Annotated in this window: 19 protein-coding genes; 12 read left to right on the forward strand and 7 right to left on the reverse strand. The window is 43.1% G+C overall.

Translation table 11 applies throughout. The features are described from left to right. Positions 1-5: 5 nt before the first annotated feature. Together G511_RS0118720 and G511_RS0118725 are read right to left on the reverse strand one after the other, a co-directional pair. On the reverse strand, positions 6-383 hold the full coding sequence (locus tag G511_RS0118720) for a hypothetical protein (protein WP_028470998.1): 378 nt from the start codon (positions 381-383) through the stop codon (positions 6-8). Continuing rightward, positions 383-1,357, reverse strand: coding sequence for a hypothetical protein (locus G511_RS0118725; RefSeq protein WP_028470999.1), 975 nt, complete (start codon positions 1,355-1,357; stop codon positions 383-385). The genes G511_RS0118720 and G511_RS0118725 overlap by 1 nt, the downstream gene beginning before the upstream one ends. Positions 1,358-1,582: 225 nt before the next feature. Here G511_RS0118725 and G511_RS0118730 point away from each other — a divergent pair, with 225 nt between their 5' ends. The 10 genes from G511_RS0118730 (at position 1,583) to G511_RS0118780 (ending at position 7,898) form a co-directional block, all read left to right on the forward strand. Then, positions 1,583-1,834: a hypothetical protein gene (locus G511_RS0118730; protein WP_028471000.1), complete on the forward strand. Its 252-nt coding sequence runs from the start codon at positions 1,583-1,585 to the stop codon at positions 1,832-1,834. A gap of 344 nt (positions 1,835-2,178) precedes the next feature. Continuing rightward, on the forward strand, positions 2,179-2,802 hold the full coding sequence (locus tag G511_RS0118735) for a hypothetical protein (protein WP_156905253.1): 624 nt from the start codon (positions 2,179-2,181) through the stop codon (positions 2,800-2,802). A gap of 153 nt (positions 2,803-2,955) precedes the next feature. Beyond that, positions 2,956-4,071: a TIGR00266 family protein gene (locus tag G511_RS0118740; RefSeq protein WP_028471002.1), complete on the forward strand. Its 1,116-nt coding sequence runs from the start codon at positions 2,956-2,958 to the stop codon at positions 4,069-4,071. A 64-nt stretch (positions 4,072-4,135) separates the two neighbouring features. After that, positions 4,136-4,540, forward strand: a complete 405-nt coding sequence (locus G511_RS0118745) for a lysozyme inhibitor LprI family protein (protein ID WP_028471003.1) — start codon at positions 4,136-4,138, stop codon at positions 4,538-4,540. A 425-nt stretch (positions 4,541-4,965) separates the two neighbouring features. Then, positions 4,966-5,583, forward strand: a complete 618-nt coding sequence (locus G511_RS0118755) for a MarC family protein (protein ID WP_028471005.1) — start codon at positions 4,966-4,968, stop codon at positions 5,581-5,583. Between the two features lie 14 nt (positions 5,584-5,597). Continuing rightward, positions 5,598-6,029: a GNAT family N-acetyltransferase gene (locus tag G511_RS0118760; RefSeq protein ID WP_028471006.1), complete on the forward strand. Its 432-nt coding sequence runs from the start codon at positions 5,598-5,600 to the stop codon at positions 6,027-6,029. Between the two features lie 105 nt (positions 6,030-6,134). Next, a complete protein-coding gene (locus G511_RS0118765; protein ID WP_028471007.1) occupies positions 6,135-6,578 on the forward strand; it encodes a CopD family protein in 444 nt (147 codons plus the stop codon). A gap of 13 nt (positions 6,579-6,591) precedes the next feature. Further along, on the forward strand, positions 6,592-6,945 hold the full coding sequence (locus G511_RS0118770; RefSeq protein ID WP_028471008.1) for a potassium channel family protein: 354 nt from the start codon (positions 6,592-6,594) through the stop codon (positions 6,943-6,945). Further along, positions 6,946-7,272: a hypothetical protein gene (locus tag G511_RS0118775; RefSeq protein WP_028471009.1), complete on the forward strand. Its 327-nt coding sequence runs from the start codon at positions 6,946-6,948 to the stop codon at positions 7,270-7,272. Between the two features lie 5 nt (positions 7,273-7,277). Beyond that, positions 7,278-7,898 (forward strand): GDSL-type esterase/lipase family protein, encoded by a 621-nt coding sequence (locus G511_RS0118780; protein WP_036552439.1) that lies wholly within the window; start codon positions 7,278-7,280, stop codon positions 7,896-7,898. Positions 7,899-7,916: 18 nt separating this feature from the next. On the opposite strand, the gene G511_RS0118785 is transcribed toward G511_RS0118780, so the two are convergent. The 3 genes from G511_RS0118785 to G511_RS24255 form a co-directional block, all read right to left on the reverse strand. After that, complete coding sequence (locus G511_RS0118785; RefSeq protein ID WP_028471011.1) at positions 7,917-8,756, reverse strand: class I SAM-dependent methyltransferase; 840 nt, start codon at positions 8,754-8,756, stop codon at positions 7,917-7,919. 158 nt (positions 8,757-8,914) lie between these two features. Continuing rightward, positions 8,915-9,247 (reverse strand): antibiotic biosynthesis monooxygenase family protein, encoded by a 333-nt coding sequence (locus tag G511_RS0118790; RefSeq protein ID WP_028471012.1) that lies wholly within the window; start codon positions 9,245-9,247, stop codon positions 8,915-8,917. A gap of 54 nt (positions 9,248-9,301) precedes the next feature. Continuing rightward, positions 9,302-9,472, reverse strand: a complete 171-nt coding sequence (locus G511_RS24255) for a DUF1127 domain-containing protein (RefSeq protein WP_084629162.1) — start codon at positions 9,470-9,472, stop codon at positions 9,302-9,304. 250 nt (positions 9,473-9,722) lie between these two features. On the opposite strand from G511_RS24255, the gene G511_RS0118800 reads away from it, so the two are divergent. Continuing rightward, entirely contained in the window at positions 9,723-10,433 is a 711-nt protein-coding gene (locus tag G511_RS0118800; protein ID WP_028471013.1) for an ArsR/SmtB family transcription factor, read from the forward strand. A 37-nt stretch (positions 10,434-10,470) separates the two neighbouring features. Here the strand turns inward: G511_RS0118800 and G511_RS0118805 are convergent, their stop codons facing one another. Both G511_RS0118805 and G511_RS23425 read right to left on the reverse strand, forming a co-directional pair. Beyond that, positions 10,471-11,076 (reverse strand): nitroreductase family protein, encoded by a 606-nt coding sequence (locus G511_RS0118805; protein ID WP_028471014.1) that lies wholly within the window; start codon positions 11,074-11,076, stop codon positions 10,471-10,473. After that, complete coding sequence (locus G511_RS23425) at positions 11,073-12,062, reverse strand: DMT family transporter (RefSeq protein ID WP_051222238.1); 990 nt, start codon at positions 12,060-12,062, stop codon at positions 11,073-11,075. The genes G511_RS0118805 and G511_RS23425 overlap by 4 nt, the downstream gene beginning before the upstream one ends. A gap of 117 nt (positions 12,063-12,179) precedes the next feature. Here G511_RS23425 and G511_RS0118815 point away from each other — a divergent pair, with 117 nt between their 5' ends. Continuing rightward, the gene (locus tag G511_RS0118815) at positions 12,180-12,671 is read left to right on the forward strand and encodes a MarR family winged helix-turn-helix transcriptional regulator (RefSeq protein ID WP_028471015.1); all 492 of its coding nucleotides are present in this window, start codon (positions 12,180-12,182) and stop codon (positions 12,669-12,671) included. Positions 12,672-12,752 lie beyond the last annotated feature (81 nt).

Raw genomic sequence — 12,752 nt, forward strand, 5'->3', positions numbered from 1 at the left:
AGTCCCTATTTACCGAAAACACCAAGGTAATTAAGTAATACGAGTAAAGCACCAGATAACCCTGTAAGCGTTATTAACCAGTAAAAAATGAAACCAAGTATTCGATCAAATTTAGTCGTATTTTCAAATAAAACAGTCGCATTGGCATACATGAACGCAAATTTACTATTTTCTACTTTTCTAGTCCAAGATCGAGGAAGTGAAAATGCTTGGGCAACATTAATAATATCCCAACCACTCGCATACTCTAAACCAAGTGCTCCCTTTGTTTTTGGGTTCTTTCTTAACCTCCTAACAGTGACTTGACCAAAAGCGACATATAGTACGCCGCTAAGAATAGATCCAGCTACAATCAAAGCAAAGAATATCTGTTCTATATCCATTAGAAACTAATCCATTTCATGAGCTCATCATATAGGCTTCCGCTATTATTCTTTGCATAATTATTCGCTCCTATTGAGGCTACCGCTGCTGTACCGGCAATGGCTAAACCACCAACGATTAAGCCTACCCAGCCAACAGGAGTTGCTACCATTAAAAACATTAAAGCAGCCCCTCCCGCATTTACAACGCCAATGCCGGTAGCAGCACTAGCAGCAAAACTAGTAGATTCAATAAACATCTCTCGTTCCCAATTCCCACCACCTTGGTAGCTATTATGAATATTACCAACGCGACTACTAAAATCGATAACAGCAAGACCATTACCTAAAAATTTTGCGTGTTTAGCCAACTTAACAATATTGTCGGCTTGAACAGGGTTGACCAAATCCAATTTGGCAATACTGCGACTGCTTCTTGCAATATCAGTACCTCTCTTAAAGCTAGTCATAGGTGTACCACGACTAGACTTAACTTGGCTTGTTGCTTTTTTAACTTCGTGTCTAAAGTTATTTTGCATATTATCAAAAGCAACTTTAGTTTTTTGTCGAGCAACCGCTTTAGATGATGATTTTGTAGTTACTGCTTGACGGTACTCCATTAAAGCCGATTGATAGTTTTTTACCGACCCAACAAAACCGTCAATCCTATGAGCGTAAACGCTGGTTGACGCACCCATTAATCCAACATTGTATTCATGTAGTTGAGCAGAAATTGCTGAAAGTGCTACTAGGTTCGCCCCGCCAAAAGATAAGGATAAATTTGTAAGATTTTTTGTAATTGCAGGGCTTGATAGTTTGGCCAGTGTGGTAGCCCCGAAAGATGAACTGTCATTATTTAATAGATAAGGCTTATTAGCGACAATCGTATCTGGGTTAGCGCAAGTAAGAGATGAAGCCAGCTCAATTCCAATACCACACTCGTTTTTAAATGCACTTGCACTAAAAGTGCGATTACATAAAATTATTTCACTCACTTTTTAAATTCCCTTTTAAAAATTTGAATTATGCTCTAAACATTAACGTCGATGTTTGATGAAGCTTTCAGATGATACACGACTGTATAAAAACACTCATCCCCACGGCCTTCTTTGTTTAAAGCTTACTGCTTATTCGATTTCTTATGACTTGCCTTTTATCAATTCAAACAAGCTTATATTCATGTACACATGATCAAACTCTTCACCGAGCAGACATGAAAAATGGTAGAGCAATGTGGGCACTTATATAGTTTGGCGATGCCGATCCTAAAGACTACGATAGCTGGCACTATATCGAAGATATGCCACAGCTACCCAAAACCGAAAAAATACTCTCCAAGCTTAGATATGCGCATCCCACTCACCTTCAGTGGAGACGACTGCCAGCTCATTGGAGAAGTGATGAACGAAATGGGGCAGTACAAGGTTGATCAACCAACCCTCCACAAAGCAGCTCACCGTTTACAACTTTAATGGGGTCACTTCACTTGGGCTGCTTTTTGTTGTTAAGGCTTCATGAGATTAAAATCGAATAGTTGCCACAACTGACACTTACTCTAGCGCAGCAAATAAATCTTGCTCCTATGCGGGTATATAGCTATCGTCTAGCTACTATACGCCACACGTAAAACCTAACAAGCAGTTGGGCTGGCCAACCGTCCTGATGTAAATCTCGCACGAAACCAATACGTTAAACAGTTGCTTAACAGCGTACCTGTTGTCACAAAACCAACTGATAGCCTCTAAATATTATGATAAAATTGTTCATTATTACTATCATTCCTGTTTTTTTTCTTGCGTGTTCTACAAGTAACAGTGTGATTGAAACTAAGCTATACCAGCAGCATTTTCCTGGCTTTACGTTCGCAAGCCACTCGGACTCCTCCCAACCAGAACTATCCAACTATGAGTACCAACCATTAGATAATGAAAAACTTGTCGTTACTCGTTGCAAACAGGCTAGTGATTTTGATATTTCGAAAATACCTGATTACGACTACTTCCGATTTAAACTTCTTCTGGTCTCATGTAAAGCTACAGACAAGTACTTGAAAGCTAGCAATGCACACTCTACAAACTTCCCGGCCAAACTAGACGTCGAGCTCATCTCCCGATTCCCTGCGGAAGTGACCCCACTGTTGAGTAAAGCGGATCTTCTCGATAAGCAAGGCATGACTTATAAAATCTATGACGCAAGTACGCACATTACACGTGAGAAAAATAATACTTTCAAATTGCTTACAAAGGAGGACGAAGTCTATTTAACATTACTGGCTCGAGGTGATTTCACCAACGATGGTTTTGAAGACTTGCTTATCCAATCTGAATGGCATGCTCGAAACGCTCATGGAAAACATGTAGATCTACTTATTCTAAGCAAGCTAGATAAAGATGGGGAAATAGATATTATTTGGAGATTAAATAATTTGCATGGTAGTTAAATGTTAAATTATGACTACCAAACAGGATGTTATGTTCACGCCAAATGATTTATGTCTATGTTCAAAAAAAACAGTACATATTTCAAACTGTTTTATTATCCATTACACTCAAATTTAGTGGGGAATTTGAAAAATAAAATAGGAAGTTTTACCGTGATAGAGTGGTATTTTTCAACTAATAATATTCAAACGGGTCCATTAACGGACAAGTCGACAATCGCAACTTATGTCCGAGAAAACCCAGGCGCTCATTGTTGGAGCGAAGGGATGGATCAATGGCAGCCTGCCCACAAAGTGACTGCGGTGCGATTGTTAAAAAAAGATGGGGTGACCCCATTCCCTCCTCCAAGCGCTTCTATGATGTCTCCTAAGCCTGACAGCCTACCCGTGTCTCAAAAGATTCAAGAAGCTCCACAAGAAAAGATCAGCCACTCAAATGTCGCTGATGCCTTGTTGGATTCTGATTCCAATCAGAGTGAGGGGTTTGGTGGTGACTTGGTAACTGAGGGTATCGATTTTAAAATTTATGGTCATGAAATGCAGTACCTGGAGTTAGAACTGGATGAAGGAGAAAGTGCCGTCGCAGAAGCCGGTGCTATGATGTATAAAACCGAACATGTGGAAATGAAAACGGTTTTTGGGGATGACTCAAGTGACGGCGTCATGGGCAATCTACTGTCGGCGGGGCGTAGATTATTGACCAGTGAAAGCCTATTTGTAACGGTGTTTACACAGACTGTCCCAAGCAAAGGGGTTGTTGCATTTGCTGCACCGTTTCCAGGTACTATCTTAGCTTTTGATCTCAAGGAATATGATGGTCAGTTGATTTGTCAGAAAGACAGTTTCTTGGCAGGGGCAAAAGGAGTTCAAGTAGGTATCCATTTTCAAAAGAAAATACTAACAGGGCTTTTTGGGGGGGAAGGATTTATCCTGCAAAAGCTGGAAGGAAGCGGTCTGGTTTTCGTTCATATGGGAGGGGCCATCCGAAAAATAGAGCTTGAGAAAGGTGAAACCCTTCATGTAGATACGGGGTGCCTAGCGGCTATGACAAGCACTGTAGATTACGATGTAAAACAAGCGGGCGGCGTTAAAAGTATGTTGTTTGGTGGAGAAGGATTGTTTTTTGCAACGCTAAAGGGACCAGGCACCGTCTGGTTGCAAAGTTTGCCATTTTCCCGATTAGCGGGGCGTATGTTATCTGGACAAAGCCAAGGACAAGGTGAAGGATCTGTTCTAGGCAGCATTGGAGGCCTATTAGGCGGAAGATGAGCATAAGATAATAAAAACCAGGTTTTGATAACATAATTGAGATAGAAAACCCAAGGAAGACTCAATGAATAAGTATCTGTTCCTGCTTATCTGGTTGTACTCTACAGCCGTTTTTAGTGATGATTTTGACTGCGACAAGGCCATGACTACCATTGAGATTAACCATTGCGCGGGCCTTGTATTAGAAAGCGCAGAAAAAGAGATGAGCATCTATTTATTGAAGAGCAAAGCGCATCACCACTATGATCCCGAATTGATTGAGTCAATTGAGAGCGCTCAAAAAGCATGGTTGGCGTACGCAAAAGCACATTGCGATGCTATTTACACAATGTGGCGTGAAGGCTCCATTCGGGGAATGATGTATCTAAGCTGTAAAACAAACATCACCGAGCAACGCACCCATGATATTTGGTCAAGCTTTCTTACCTACATGGATAGTACGCCCCCTGTTTTGCCAGAACCCGAGTAATGTAAAGCATAAGGTATTAACGCGGCAGCCACACTATCATGATGATGCAGAACACTACCAAGACTATAAAATAGCGTATGAACTTTTTTTGTGCCGCGTTAGTTTGCAGCTCTTTTTGGGCGGCCGTTGGCGTTCTGCAATAAGGGCAATAACCCAGTTCATCAGAAAAGTTTTTACCGCAATGGCTACAGCTAATTTCACTCATGATGTTTGTATGCTCATCTACTGACTCAACCAACTTTTTCAGGGCTACTTCTTTAACGCTATTAGGGCACTAATATTCAAGCAAATAGTCCACATTAGGTGTTTCATTTACAATTGTGGATTTTAGCTTATCCGTTACGTTTTATGTAACTGTTGCAGCACTATTACAATGCTACCTGGACACAGGTCAATTTCATCTAAACGCTAGGAACCGTCATCCTATGAGTGATTTGTACACGCAAATGATCACCGTCTTTTTAGGCTTTTTTGCAATCATGAACCCTATCGCCAATACGGCAGCTTTTGCTGGCCTTGTTGGAGATAAAAGCAAAGCAGAACAGATAAAAATCGCGGCAAAAGCCCTCATTATTACCTTCTTTGTTATTCTCGCTTTCTCTTTACTGGGAAAAGCGATCTTTCATCTATTTGGTATTACTATTTCGGCATTAAGAATAACAGGAGGCATTTTGGTGTTCCTTGTCGGATATCATATGCTCAACGGACATACCTCTAAGATGCACACTGCCCAAGGCAGTGAAGAATCCGATATCGCCGTATCGCCTTTAGCCGTTCCTCTGCTTGCGGGCCCAGGCACTATTGCCACCGCAATGAACTTCTCATCTTCAGGTGGAACAACAGGGATAATTATTACCGTTTCGGTATTTGCTATTTTGTGTCTGATAACTTTTATCTGCTTTATTTTTAGCTCGAATATTATCGCGCTTATCGGTAAAAGTGGTATCAGTATTGTGACGCGTTTAATGGGCCTAATTTTAGCTGTTATAGGCACACAAATGGTGATCACCGGAGTAACAGCGGTTGTCAGCAGTATGAGCTAAGCCTAAGGTGAACTATGAATATTTCGATTACTACAGCAACACTCAATGATGTAATAGCCATTACCGCTCTCACGCAAGAGCTGGGTTATTCAGCTAATGAAGCTAAAACCCAGGAGTGGCTAAGTTATATCTTAAACTCGGCTACCCATGCGGTATTGATTGCGGTATCGGGTAAAGCGCTGTGTGGTTGGATAGTTGTCGAAAAACGCATATCACTGGAAGCTGGCTTTAAAGCAGAGATAACTGGTTTAGTTGTAAGTACTCAATACCGCCGTGTCGGAGTGGGTAACAAACTAGTCCACGCGGCACAAGTTTGGGCAACAGATTTGGGCTTAACTCGCTTAGCTGTGCATTCAAACACTACAAGAGATACCTCACATGTGTTTTATCAATCCCTTGGTTTTGGTTTGAAAAAAACATCACACAATTACGAAAAAACGATTTAAAGACTTTAATTGATTTATGCGCATTTACGCTCATAACAATTGTGTTAGTGTTCTGCGTCTTACTACAATTTAGTATCTCCAACACATAAAGGAAGCACCTCAAGCATGTACGGTTTTCTCTTGGCTATCCACATATTGTCTGCCACCATTTGGACAGGCGGTCACATCGTTTTATCGCTGGTGATTCTGCCTCGGGTACTCAAAAACCGTTCTCCTGAGGAGCTGCTTAATTTTGAGTCCGGCTTTGAAAAAATCGGTATGCCGGCGCTTATTATTCAGGTTGTGAGTGGCTTGATGTTGGCATATCAGCTGATTCCCGATGTCTCATTATGGTTTGATTTCAGCAATCCTTTGGCGCATGGCATTGCGGCAAAACTCACCTTGTTAGCGTTAACTGTTATGTTTGCGATTGATGCGCGCTTTCGTGTTATTCCTAAGTTATCAGAAGCCAACCTTGTTGATATGGCGTGGCATATCATCCCTGTTACACTATTCTCGATCCTGTTTGTTTTAGTGGGCGTGTCATTTCGCGCGGGATGGTTATTGTAATTAGGGAGCGATAATGGAGTTTTCATTTACCTTTATTCAGCTGTTTTTTTGGGGTATCTATTTAGCCTCTCCCCTACTGTTGATGCTGTGCAGTGTATTTTTATTGCTAGGGCTTATCGTCGGGCATTTAGAATCATGGAATAAGTTTGATTCTCTCTACTGGGCGTTTATTACGGCCTTTACGGTGGGTTATGGTGATATTAGGCCATTAAAAAGACGCTCTAAAGTGCTGTCTATTATGATTGCGGGCGTTGGTATTATGTTTACCGGCTTGATCGTTGCGATCACTATAGAAACATCGTCTAAAGCGTTTAATATGCATACTGACCCCGCCGTTTTTCAACAGATTGAGCAGTCGTTAAAGTAAATGAAAAAAACCGATAAGAAAACTGAGAACACGATCAGAGTAGCGCTGACCAACGTTTGTAATGTGGCGTTAGAAGAAGTATCTGGTTTTAAATGGATCACCCATTTTGTCAATTACGATAATTTTCCGGGTTCTCTCATCGTTGTTTGCGTCTTTGGCACAAAGAGTGAATTATCCAGCGCTCTTATTGCTCATCACGATGACTTTTTGCGAACACTGATCACAAGCAAGCTGCGTGCAGCTAATATTCAATGTAAAAGTGGCCTGCTGTTTGTACGTTTTGATTCAGAAGAAACCTGGGAACCCCAAAAGTATCGTCTACACTGAACGCTATGATTAAATCCAATCAGCTTTTTCAGATAATTACCGCCACACTCATTACCTTGTTGCTTAGCGGTTGTAGTGATCCAAAGCTTGAGCCTATTAAGTATGGCGGTAGTATTCTCGCCTTTGGCGACAGCCTTACGTTTGGCGTTGGCACCGCGCAAGCTAATAGCTACCCAGCTGTATTGGCTGAGCTAAGCGGGTTCAATGTTATTAATGCAGGTATCTCTGGTGAGACCACCGAAAGTGGCTTAAAAAGGCTACCGCTTGAGTTAGATCGCACCTCCCCCGATCTATTGATTCTTATCGAGGGTGGTAATGATATTTTGCAGAACAAAAGCGAGCCTACCATCAAAGCGAATCTCAAAAAGATGATTGAGCTAGCTCAAAGCAGAGATATACCGGTGGTGCTAATTGGCGTACCACAAAAGCGTTTATTCTCAGATTCTGCGCCACTTTACCAAGAGCTTGCTGAAGATTACCAACTCGTCTTTGATGGTGCCTTGATTGGTAGCTTAATACGCAGCCCATTCTTAAAATCTGACCATGTGCACTTCAACACACAAGGCTACCGTAAAATGGCCGAGTCGATCTATGAGCTATTAAGTGACAACGGCGCTATTCTTTAAACCAGTTTCAAAATTAAATCACTTCTGTGCACTAACACCCATGAGGTGATCTACTTTTTCTACTTTCTTAAAACCTGCCGATTTGAGCCTGCGGATGACACCATCAACAAAGCTGCTACCCTTTCTTAATAAGTGTGGGTTTCCGGTGTAGTGAAAAAGCCGTCCGTTACGGCGCAACACCCGATAAACCTGGCTGTAAAACTCCTCACTGTACAGCTCACCAGCAAGAGAAAAACGCGGGGGATCATGAATCACCGAATCAAAGGAGTTACTCGCCATTGTGCCTATTAGCTCATAGCTGCTGCCCTGCAACTGCGTAATGCCTTCTTTTCCTAAATCATTTGACCAAGGGTTTTGCGCGCGCAATGCCATGACTTCAGGGCTCAGTTCGATGCTTAACACCTCTATTGCACCCAGACGGTGAGCCGCGATAGCCGCATAACCCAAACCACTGCAGCAATCCAGTACCTTGTCGCCGCTGCGCACCGCTTGCTGCGCCATCTCGGATGCACTTTTAAAAGGGTCGGTGCCCTTAGATATGTGCATCTTAACGCCGCTGATCTCAAGCAGTGGTGACCCGGCCGTAGGAACGAGCTTATAGTAGCCAGAACTGCGATCTTCTAGAGGCTCAAACTCCCCATCGCAACACAGAAAGATCCTCTGTTTCTTCTTAGCCATATATTTGAGTTCATCAATAGAGAGCTTATTATCTTCATCGAGTATCAGGCCTTGGTCATTCAAGGAGAAACTCTGTTGTGAAAGATTCAGGTCAATAGAGAGCTCAACGCTGGTAAGCCCCTTAGCTAACGCCGCGAGTGCCTGTTTGGCATTTTCAGCGTGAAGATAGTAGTTGAGCATGTCGATCGCTTATCTTGTTGGATTTTATGGTCTGCACTATACCCTGTTTATACTATTTAGTAGTAGCCGATTAAAAATCGGCGCTGTAAAAAATGGCAGTACAGTCCCTTGGCTAATAAGAAGCGAGAAGCCCCACTTAAGCGAGGGCTTCTAGGCTACTAACCAAGATCTTTAGGCGCTTGCTCTCTGTCGTCCATACCGTAATCACGCAGTACTTCTGCTACCCGTAGCCTGTAGTTATCAAATAAAGAACCACGCCCTTTTGCTTGCGCTTTACGATGCATTACCTGATTGCGCCACGCTTTTACGGCAGCCTCATTCTCCCAAAAAGATAACGAAAGAAAGCGTTTAGAGTTGGCTAAACTTTGGAAGCGTTCGATTGAGATAAAGCCTTCCATTTCGGATAGTATGCTTTTTAGCTCGGCCGCTATTTCGAAGTATTCCTCTTTCCCTTCATCTTTTGGCTCTAGCTCAAAAATCACGGCAATCATATTTCTACCCTCGCTGCTCATATCATAAACATTTTACGCTAGCACAGTAGTTATTTACTGACGCCAAAACGGTTTACTCGCTTCTAACAATGCATCTACACGGCTTACACCAATACCTTCCAAAGCATCTTGATCTAAAGTTGCCAGGTCACGACGTGAACGCTGGCGCTGCCGTAACTTACGTAATCGCTGTGCAATTCTCCTAAATATTTCAATGACAACCATCGTTACACCCTCCTACCGTTGCTGGTAGATATCTTAAGTCACCAACTTATCTATTCAGAATGTATCTTTCTTGTAGCCAATAAAGCATGTTATTTTCATTAGCGACCTCCTTGTATTACAGACATTGTAATCATTGAGAACATCACTGCTTCGATGAGCATCGAAGTATTATCTCGCTATTCGTTTACTATCATTGAACTTGAATAGAGTTCTCATAGAACTGTCATAGAACAAAGGAGGCTTGCTGAAAGTGGAACCCAACATATCATTTGTAGCCAGCTTAATTGGTGATGCAGCACGGGCCAGTATGCTTACCGCCTTAATGGGCGGTAAAGCACTCACAGCTACTGAGTTAGCAATTGAAGCGGGCATTACATCGCAAACCGCCAGTAGCCACTTAAGTAAGCTAGTAGATGGCCAGCTGCTTATCGTTCGTAAGCAAGGTCGGCATAAGTACTTTCAGTTAAAAGGCAGTGATATTGCACAGCTTTTAGAAATGCTTTTAAACGTGACATCTAAAATCACACATAGCAAAACAGTAACAGGGCCGAGCGACCCTAGGCTGCGCCAAGCACGAGTTTGTTACGACCACCTGGCAGGAGAACTCAGCGTTGCGCTGTTTAACTCATTGGTTAAAAACGCATGGATAGAAGATAACGGTATAAATGATAGCGAAGCACGCTTAACGTCCACAGGTAAAGCGTGCTTCACGGAGCTAGGTGTAGATTTCAACATCCTAAATACCAGCAAACGCCCGGTATGTAAGGCTTGTTTAGATTGGAGTGAACGCCGCAGCCATTTAGCTGGTGCTTTGGGCCAGTGGATATTAAACGATCTCTTTAATAAGGGCTGGGCGTCCAAAGACCTGGATTCAAGAGCGGTTCACTTTACCCCTGCAGGGTTAAAGTTATTTGCTAAGAAGTACGACATTCCTCTCTTATTACCTACGCATAGCCATTAAAAGCTATTTATGCAGCATAGGCTCACACTGTTTTACATTAAAAAGAATTCTCAAATACCACTTCTCTTAGCGGCAGCTGCCCTGCTTTAGGCCACGGGTCTTTTATTCCTTTACCAATGGCTATCATCGGCCCCATAACGTGATCATCTGGTAAGTTAACCAGCTTCGCTACTTCATCAATATCGTAACCAATTAGCGGGCAAGACTGATAGCCCAACTCCTGCGCTGCTAGCATCATGGTTTGCATTGCCATACCAATTGAGCGGTGTGCTTCATCGCGTTGCAGCCAATCACGCCCTTCATGAAACGGCCCCATCCAACTCACTAGCATTTCTCCCACTTCTTGTGGTGCATTAGCCCAATAGCGCTCTGGTGTTTTGTTCCAAGCTTTTACATCTGCGGTAAATAACACCAACATAGATGCGTCGGTAATCTGTGCTTGGTCATTAGCGTACTGCTTGCATATCTGCGCACGTAATGCAGGATCACGCAGTATGATAAAACGCCAATGCTGGCAGTTATAGCTAGTGGGTGCCTGTATCGCTGCTTGTAGTAATGTGTTTTCTTCTTCTGCTGTTAAGTGATGTTGCGCGTCAAAATGCTTAACGGCACGACGATTATAGATAGCTTCAAGCGTATTCATGCGTGTTTCTCCACGTTTGGTAAAGGTGTAGGTGATGAGTTAGGTAACTGTGCTGTGTGTTCTTTCGCTCCGCGCTGGAACAGCACAATACCAATGGCAACCAGAACACCTGCCAAGCCAAGATTAGGCGGTGCCACTTCACCCAATACAAATACGGCCAATAGTGTGCCACTGAGCGCTGCAACCGTTCCTATTTGGCTGAGGTAAACAGGCCCGGCAAGCTGCTGAAGCAAAAAATAAAACAGATAAAGAATCGTAAAAACGGCAACTTCTAAGGTGAGCAACACAATCGCTTCGCTTGAAGTAAATAGACTTGCTGCTTGGCCTGTTTCAAGAAACAACACAAACGGTAGTAGCGTAATAGCGCCTCCCAGCAGCATGAGTGCTGCCAAAAACACAGGGGATGCCGCTGTAGGCCAACGTAATGTTCGGTAAATATTTCCGCAGGCAATTACAACCGGCATCGATAACACTAAAAGAATCCAGCCCTGCGCTTCGCCCGTGTCGCCATTCTTAGCGGCCGCAAGCACTATGCCACCGCTGAGCCCTAATAGAACGCCCACAAGACGTAATGCTCGCAGCCGCTCCATTCGTAACACAACCGCTAATAACCATGTAATGAGTATAGGAAAGGCAAAGCTTAATGAGATAAACCCTGCCCCAACATGGCGAATTGCTAAAAACCCCAGCGCATTAGGTAGCGCAAACAACACACCAGAAACCAGCCCGTATTCAAGCATGCGTTTGTTTAATACCACCGGGTGTCGTTTAAGTGCACAGATGAAACAAAGCATGATGCTAGCGCCCAGCATTGCCACCATAAGAAAAGTTAATAACGGAGCCCCCGCCGTAGAAGCAAGCTTACCCACCACTAACGATAACGATAGAAAAACACCCACCAGCAACAAACACGTAAAAGCGTAAAAACCAGTTCTATCAGTTGGTTTAGCTGAACGGTGGTTATTCGACTTTCTGCTAACCGACATCACCCTACTCCTATTGCGTGTTATTATATGCATTAACGGCAAGCTTCTTACTGGAGAGTTTCTTTATAAAAAGCTTCTTGATTAAAAGTATCTTAACATAGAGATAAATTTATAACAATGAATAAAATCAAATTAGTCACGTCTCAATGGCAGCGTGAGATGCCCCAACTCGACCTTTTACCGATGAAAGTGGTTGGAAATTTAGGTAAAGCGACCCGCTTAGTGACACGAGATTACTTAGACCCCTTCTTTAAAAGCCACGGTTTACAGCTAGGTGAGTTTGATGTGCTGGCCACGTTACGCCGCTCAGGCGCACCCTATGAATTAGCGCCCACACAGTTATTTGAAGCATTACTGATTTCATCTGGCGGAATGACTAACCGCTTAGACCGGCTCGAAAAAGCAGGGTTAATTGCACGTGCTCCCAACCCTGAAGACCGCCGCGGTACGCTGGTGCTATTAAGCGAAGAAGGACTCGCGTTAATGAACAGCATCGTCCCACTGCACGTGGAAAACGAAGCACGCTCGCTATCGAATCTCAGCAGAGAAGAGCAAGAAACACTAGATAGGTTGTTAGAAAAACTGATCGATGGACTGGAAGAAGAATAGAACTTCAAAAGGTGCTGTAAAGTTTAGCAGGCCCTTTTAGGGCCTAAAGCATCCGGTTATAAATGCGCTTTCAAATATTCG

It is taken from the genome of Neptunomonas japonica DSM 18939 (assembly GCF_000422765.1).
GTDB classification, from domain to species: Bacteria; Pseudomonadota; Gammaproteobacteria; order Pseudomonadales; family Balneatricaceae; genus Neptunomonas; species Neptunomonas japonica.

Excerpts from the sequence above, each read along its gene's own strand:
- G511_RS0118815 (WP_028471015.1), top strand. The coding sequence starts at position 12,180 with ATGAATAAAATCAAATTAGTCACGTCTCAATGGCAGCGTGAGATGCCC.
- G511_RS0118770 (WP_028471008.1), top strand. The coding sequence starts at position 6,592 with ATGGAGTTTTCATTTACCTTTATTCAGCTGTTTTTTTGGGGTATCTAT.
- G511_RS24255 (WP_084629162.1), bottom strand. The coding sequence starts at position 9,472 with ATGGTTGTCATTGAAATATTTAGGAGAATTGCACAGCGATTACGTAAG.
- G511_RS0118805 (WP_028471014.1), bottom strand. The coding sequence starts at position 11,076 with ATGAATACGCTTGAAGCTATCTATAATCGTCGTGCCGTTAAGCATTTT.
- G511_RS0118775 (WP_028471009.1), top strand. The coding sequence starts at position 6,946 with ATGAAAAAAACCGATAAGAAAACTGAGAACACGATCAGAGTAGCGCTG.
- G511_RS0118730 (WP_028471000.1), top strand. The coding sequence starts at position 1,583 with ATGGTAGAGCAATGTGGGCACTTATATAGTTTGGCGATGCCGATCCTA.
- G511_RS23425 (WP_051222238.1), bottom strand. The coding sequence starts at position 12,062 with ATGTCGGTTAGCAGAAAGTCGAATAACCACCGTTCAGCTAAACCAACT.
- G511_RS0118760 (WP_028471006.1), top strand. The coding sequence starts at position 5,598 with ATGAATATTTCGATTACTACAGCAACACTCAATGATGTAATAGCCATT.
- G511_RS0118755 (WP_028471005.1), top strand. The coding sequence starts at position 4,966 with ATGAGTGATTTGTACACGCAAATGATCACCGTCTTTTTAGGCTTTTTT.
- G511_RS0118765 (WP_028471007.1), top strand. The coding sequence starts at position 6,135 with ATGTACGGTTTTCTCTTGGCTATCCACATATTGTCTGCCACCATTTGG.
- G511_RS0118720 (WP_028470998.1), bottom strand. The coding sequence starts at position 383 with ATGGATATAGAACAGATATTCTTTGCTTTGATTGTAGCTGGATCTATT.
- G511_RS0118785 (WP_028471011.1), bottom strand. The coding sequence starts at position 8,756 with ATGCTCAACTACTATCTTCACGCTGAAAATGCCAAACAGGCACTCGCG.
- G511_RS0118745 (WP_028471003.1), top strand. The coding sequence starts at position 4,136 with ATGAATAAGTATCTGTTCCTGCTTATCTGGTTGTACTCTACAGCCGTT.
- G511_RS0118780 (WP_036552439.1), top strand. The coding sequence starts at position 7,278 with ATGATTAAATCCAATCAGCTTTTTCAGATAATTACCGCCACACTCATT.
- G511_RS0118790 (WP_028471012.1), bottom strand. The coding sequence starts at position 9,247 with ATGATTGCCGTGATTTTTGAGCTAGAGCCAAAAGATGAAGGGAAAGAG.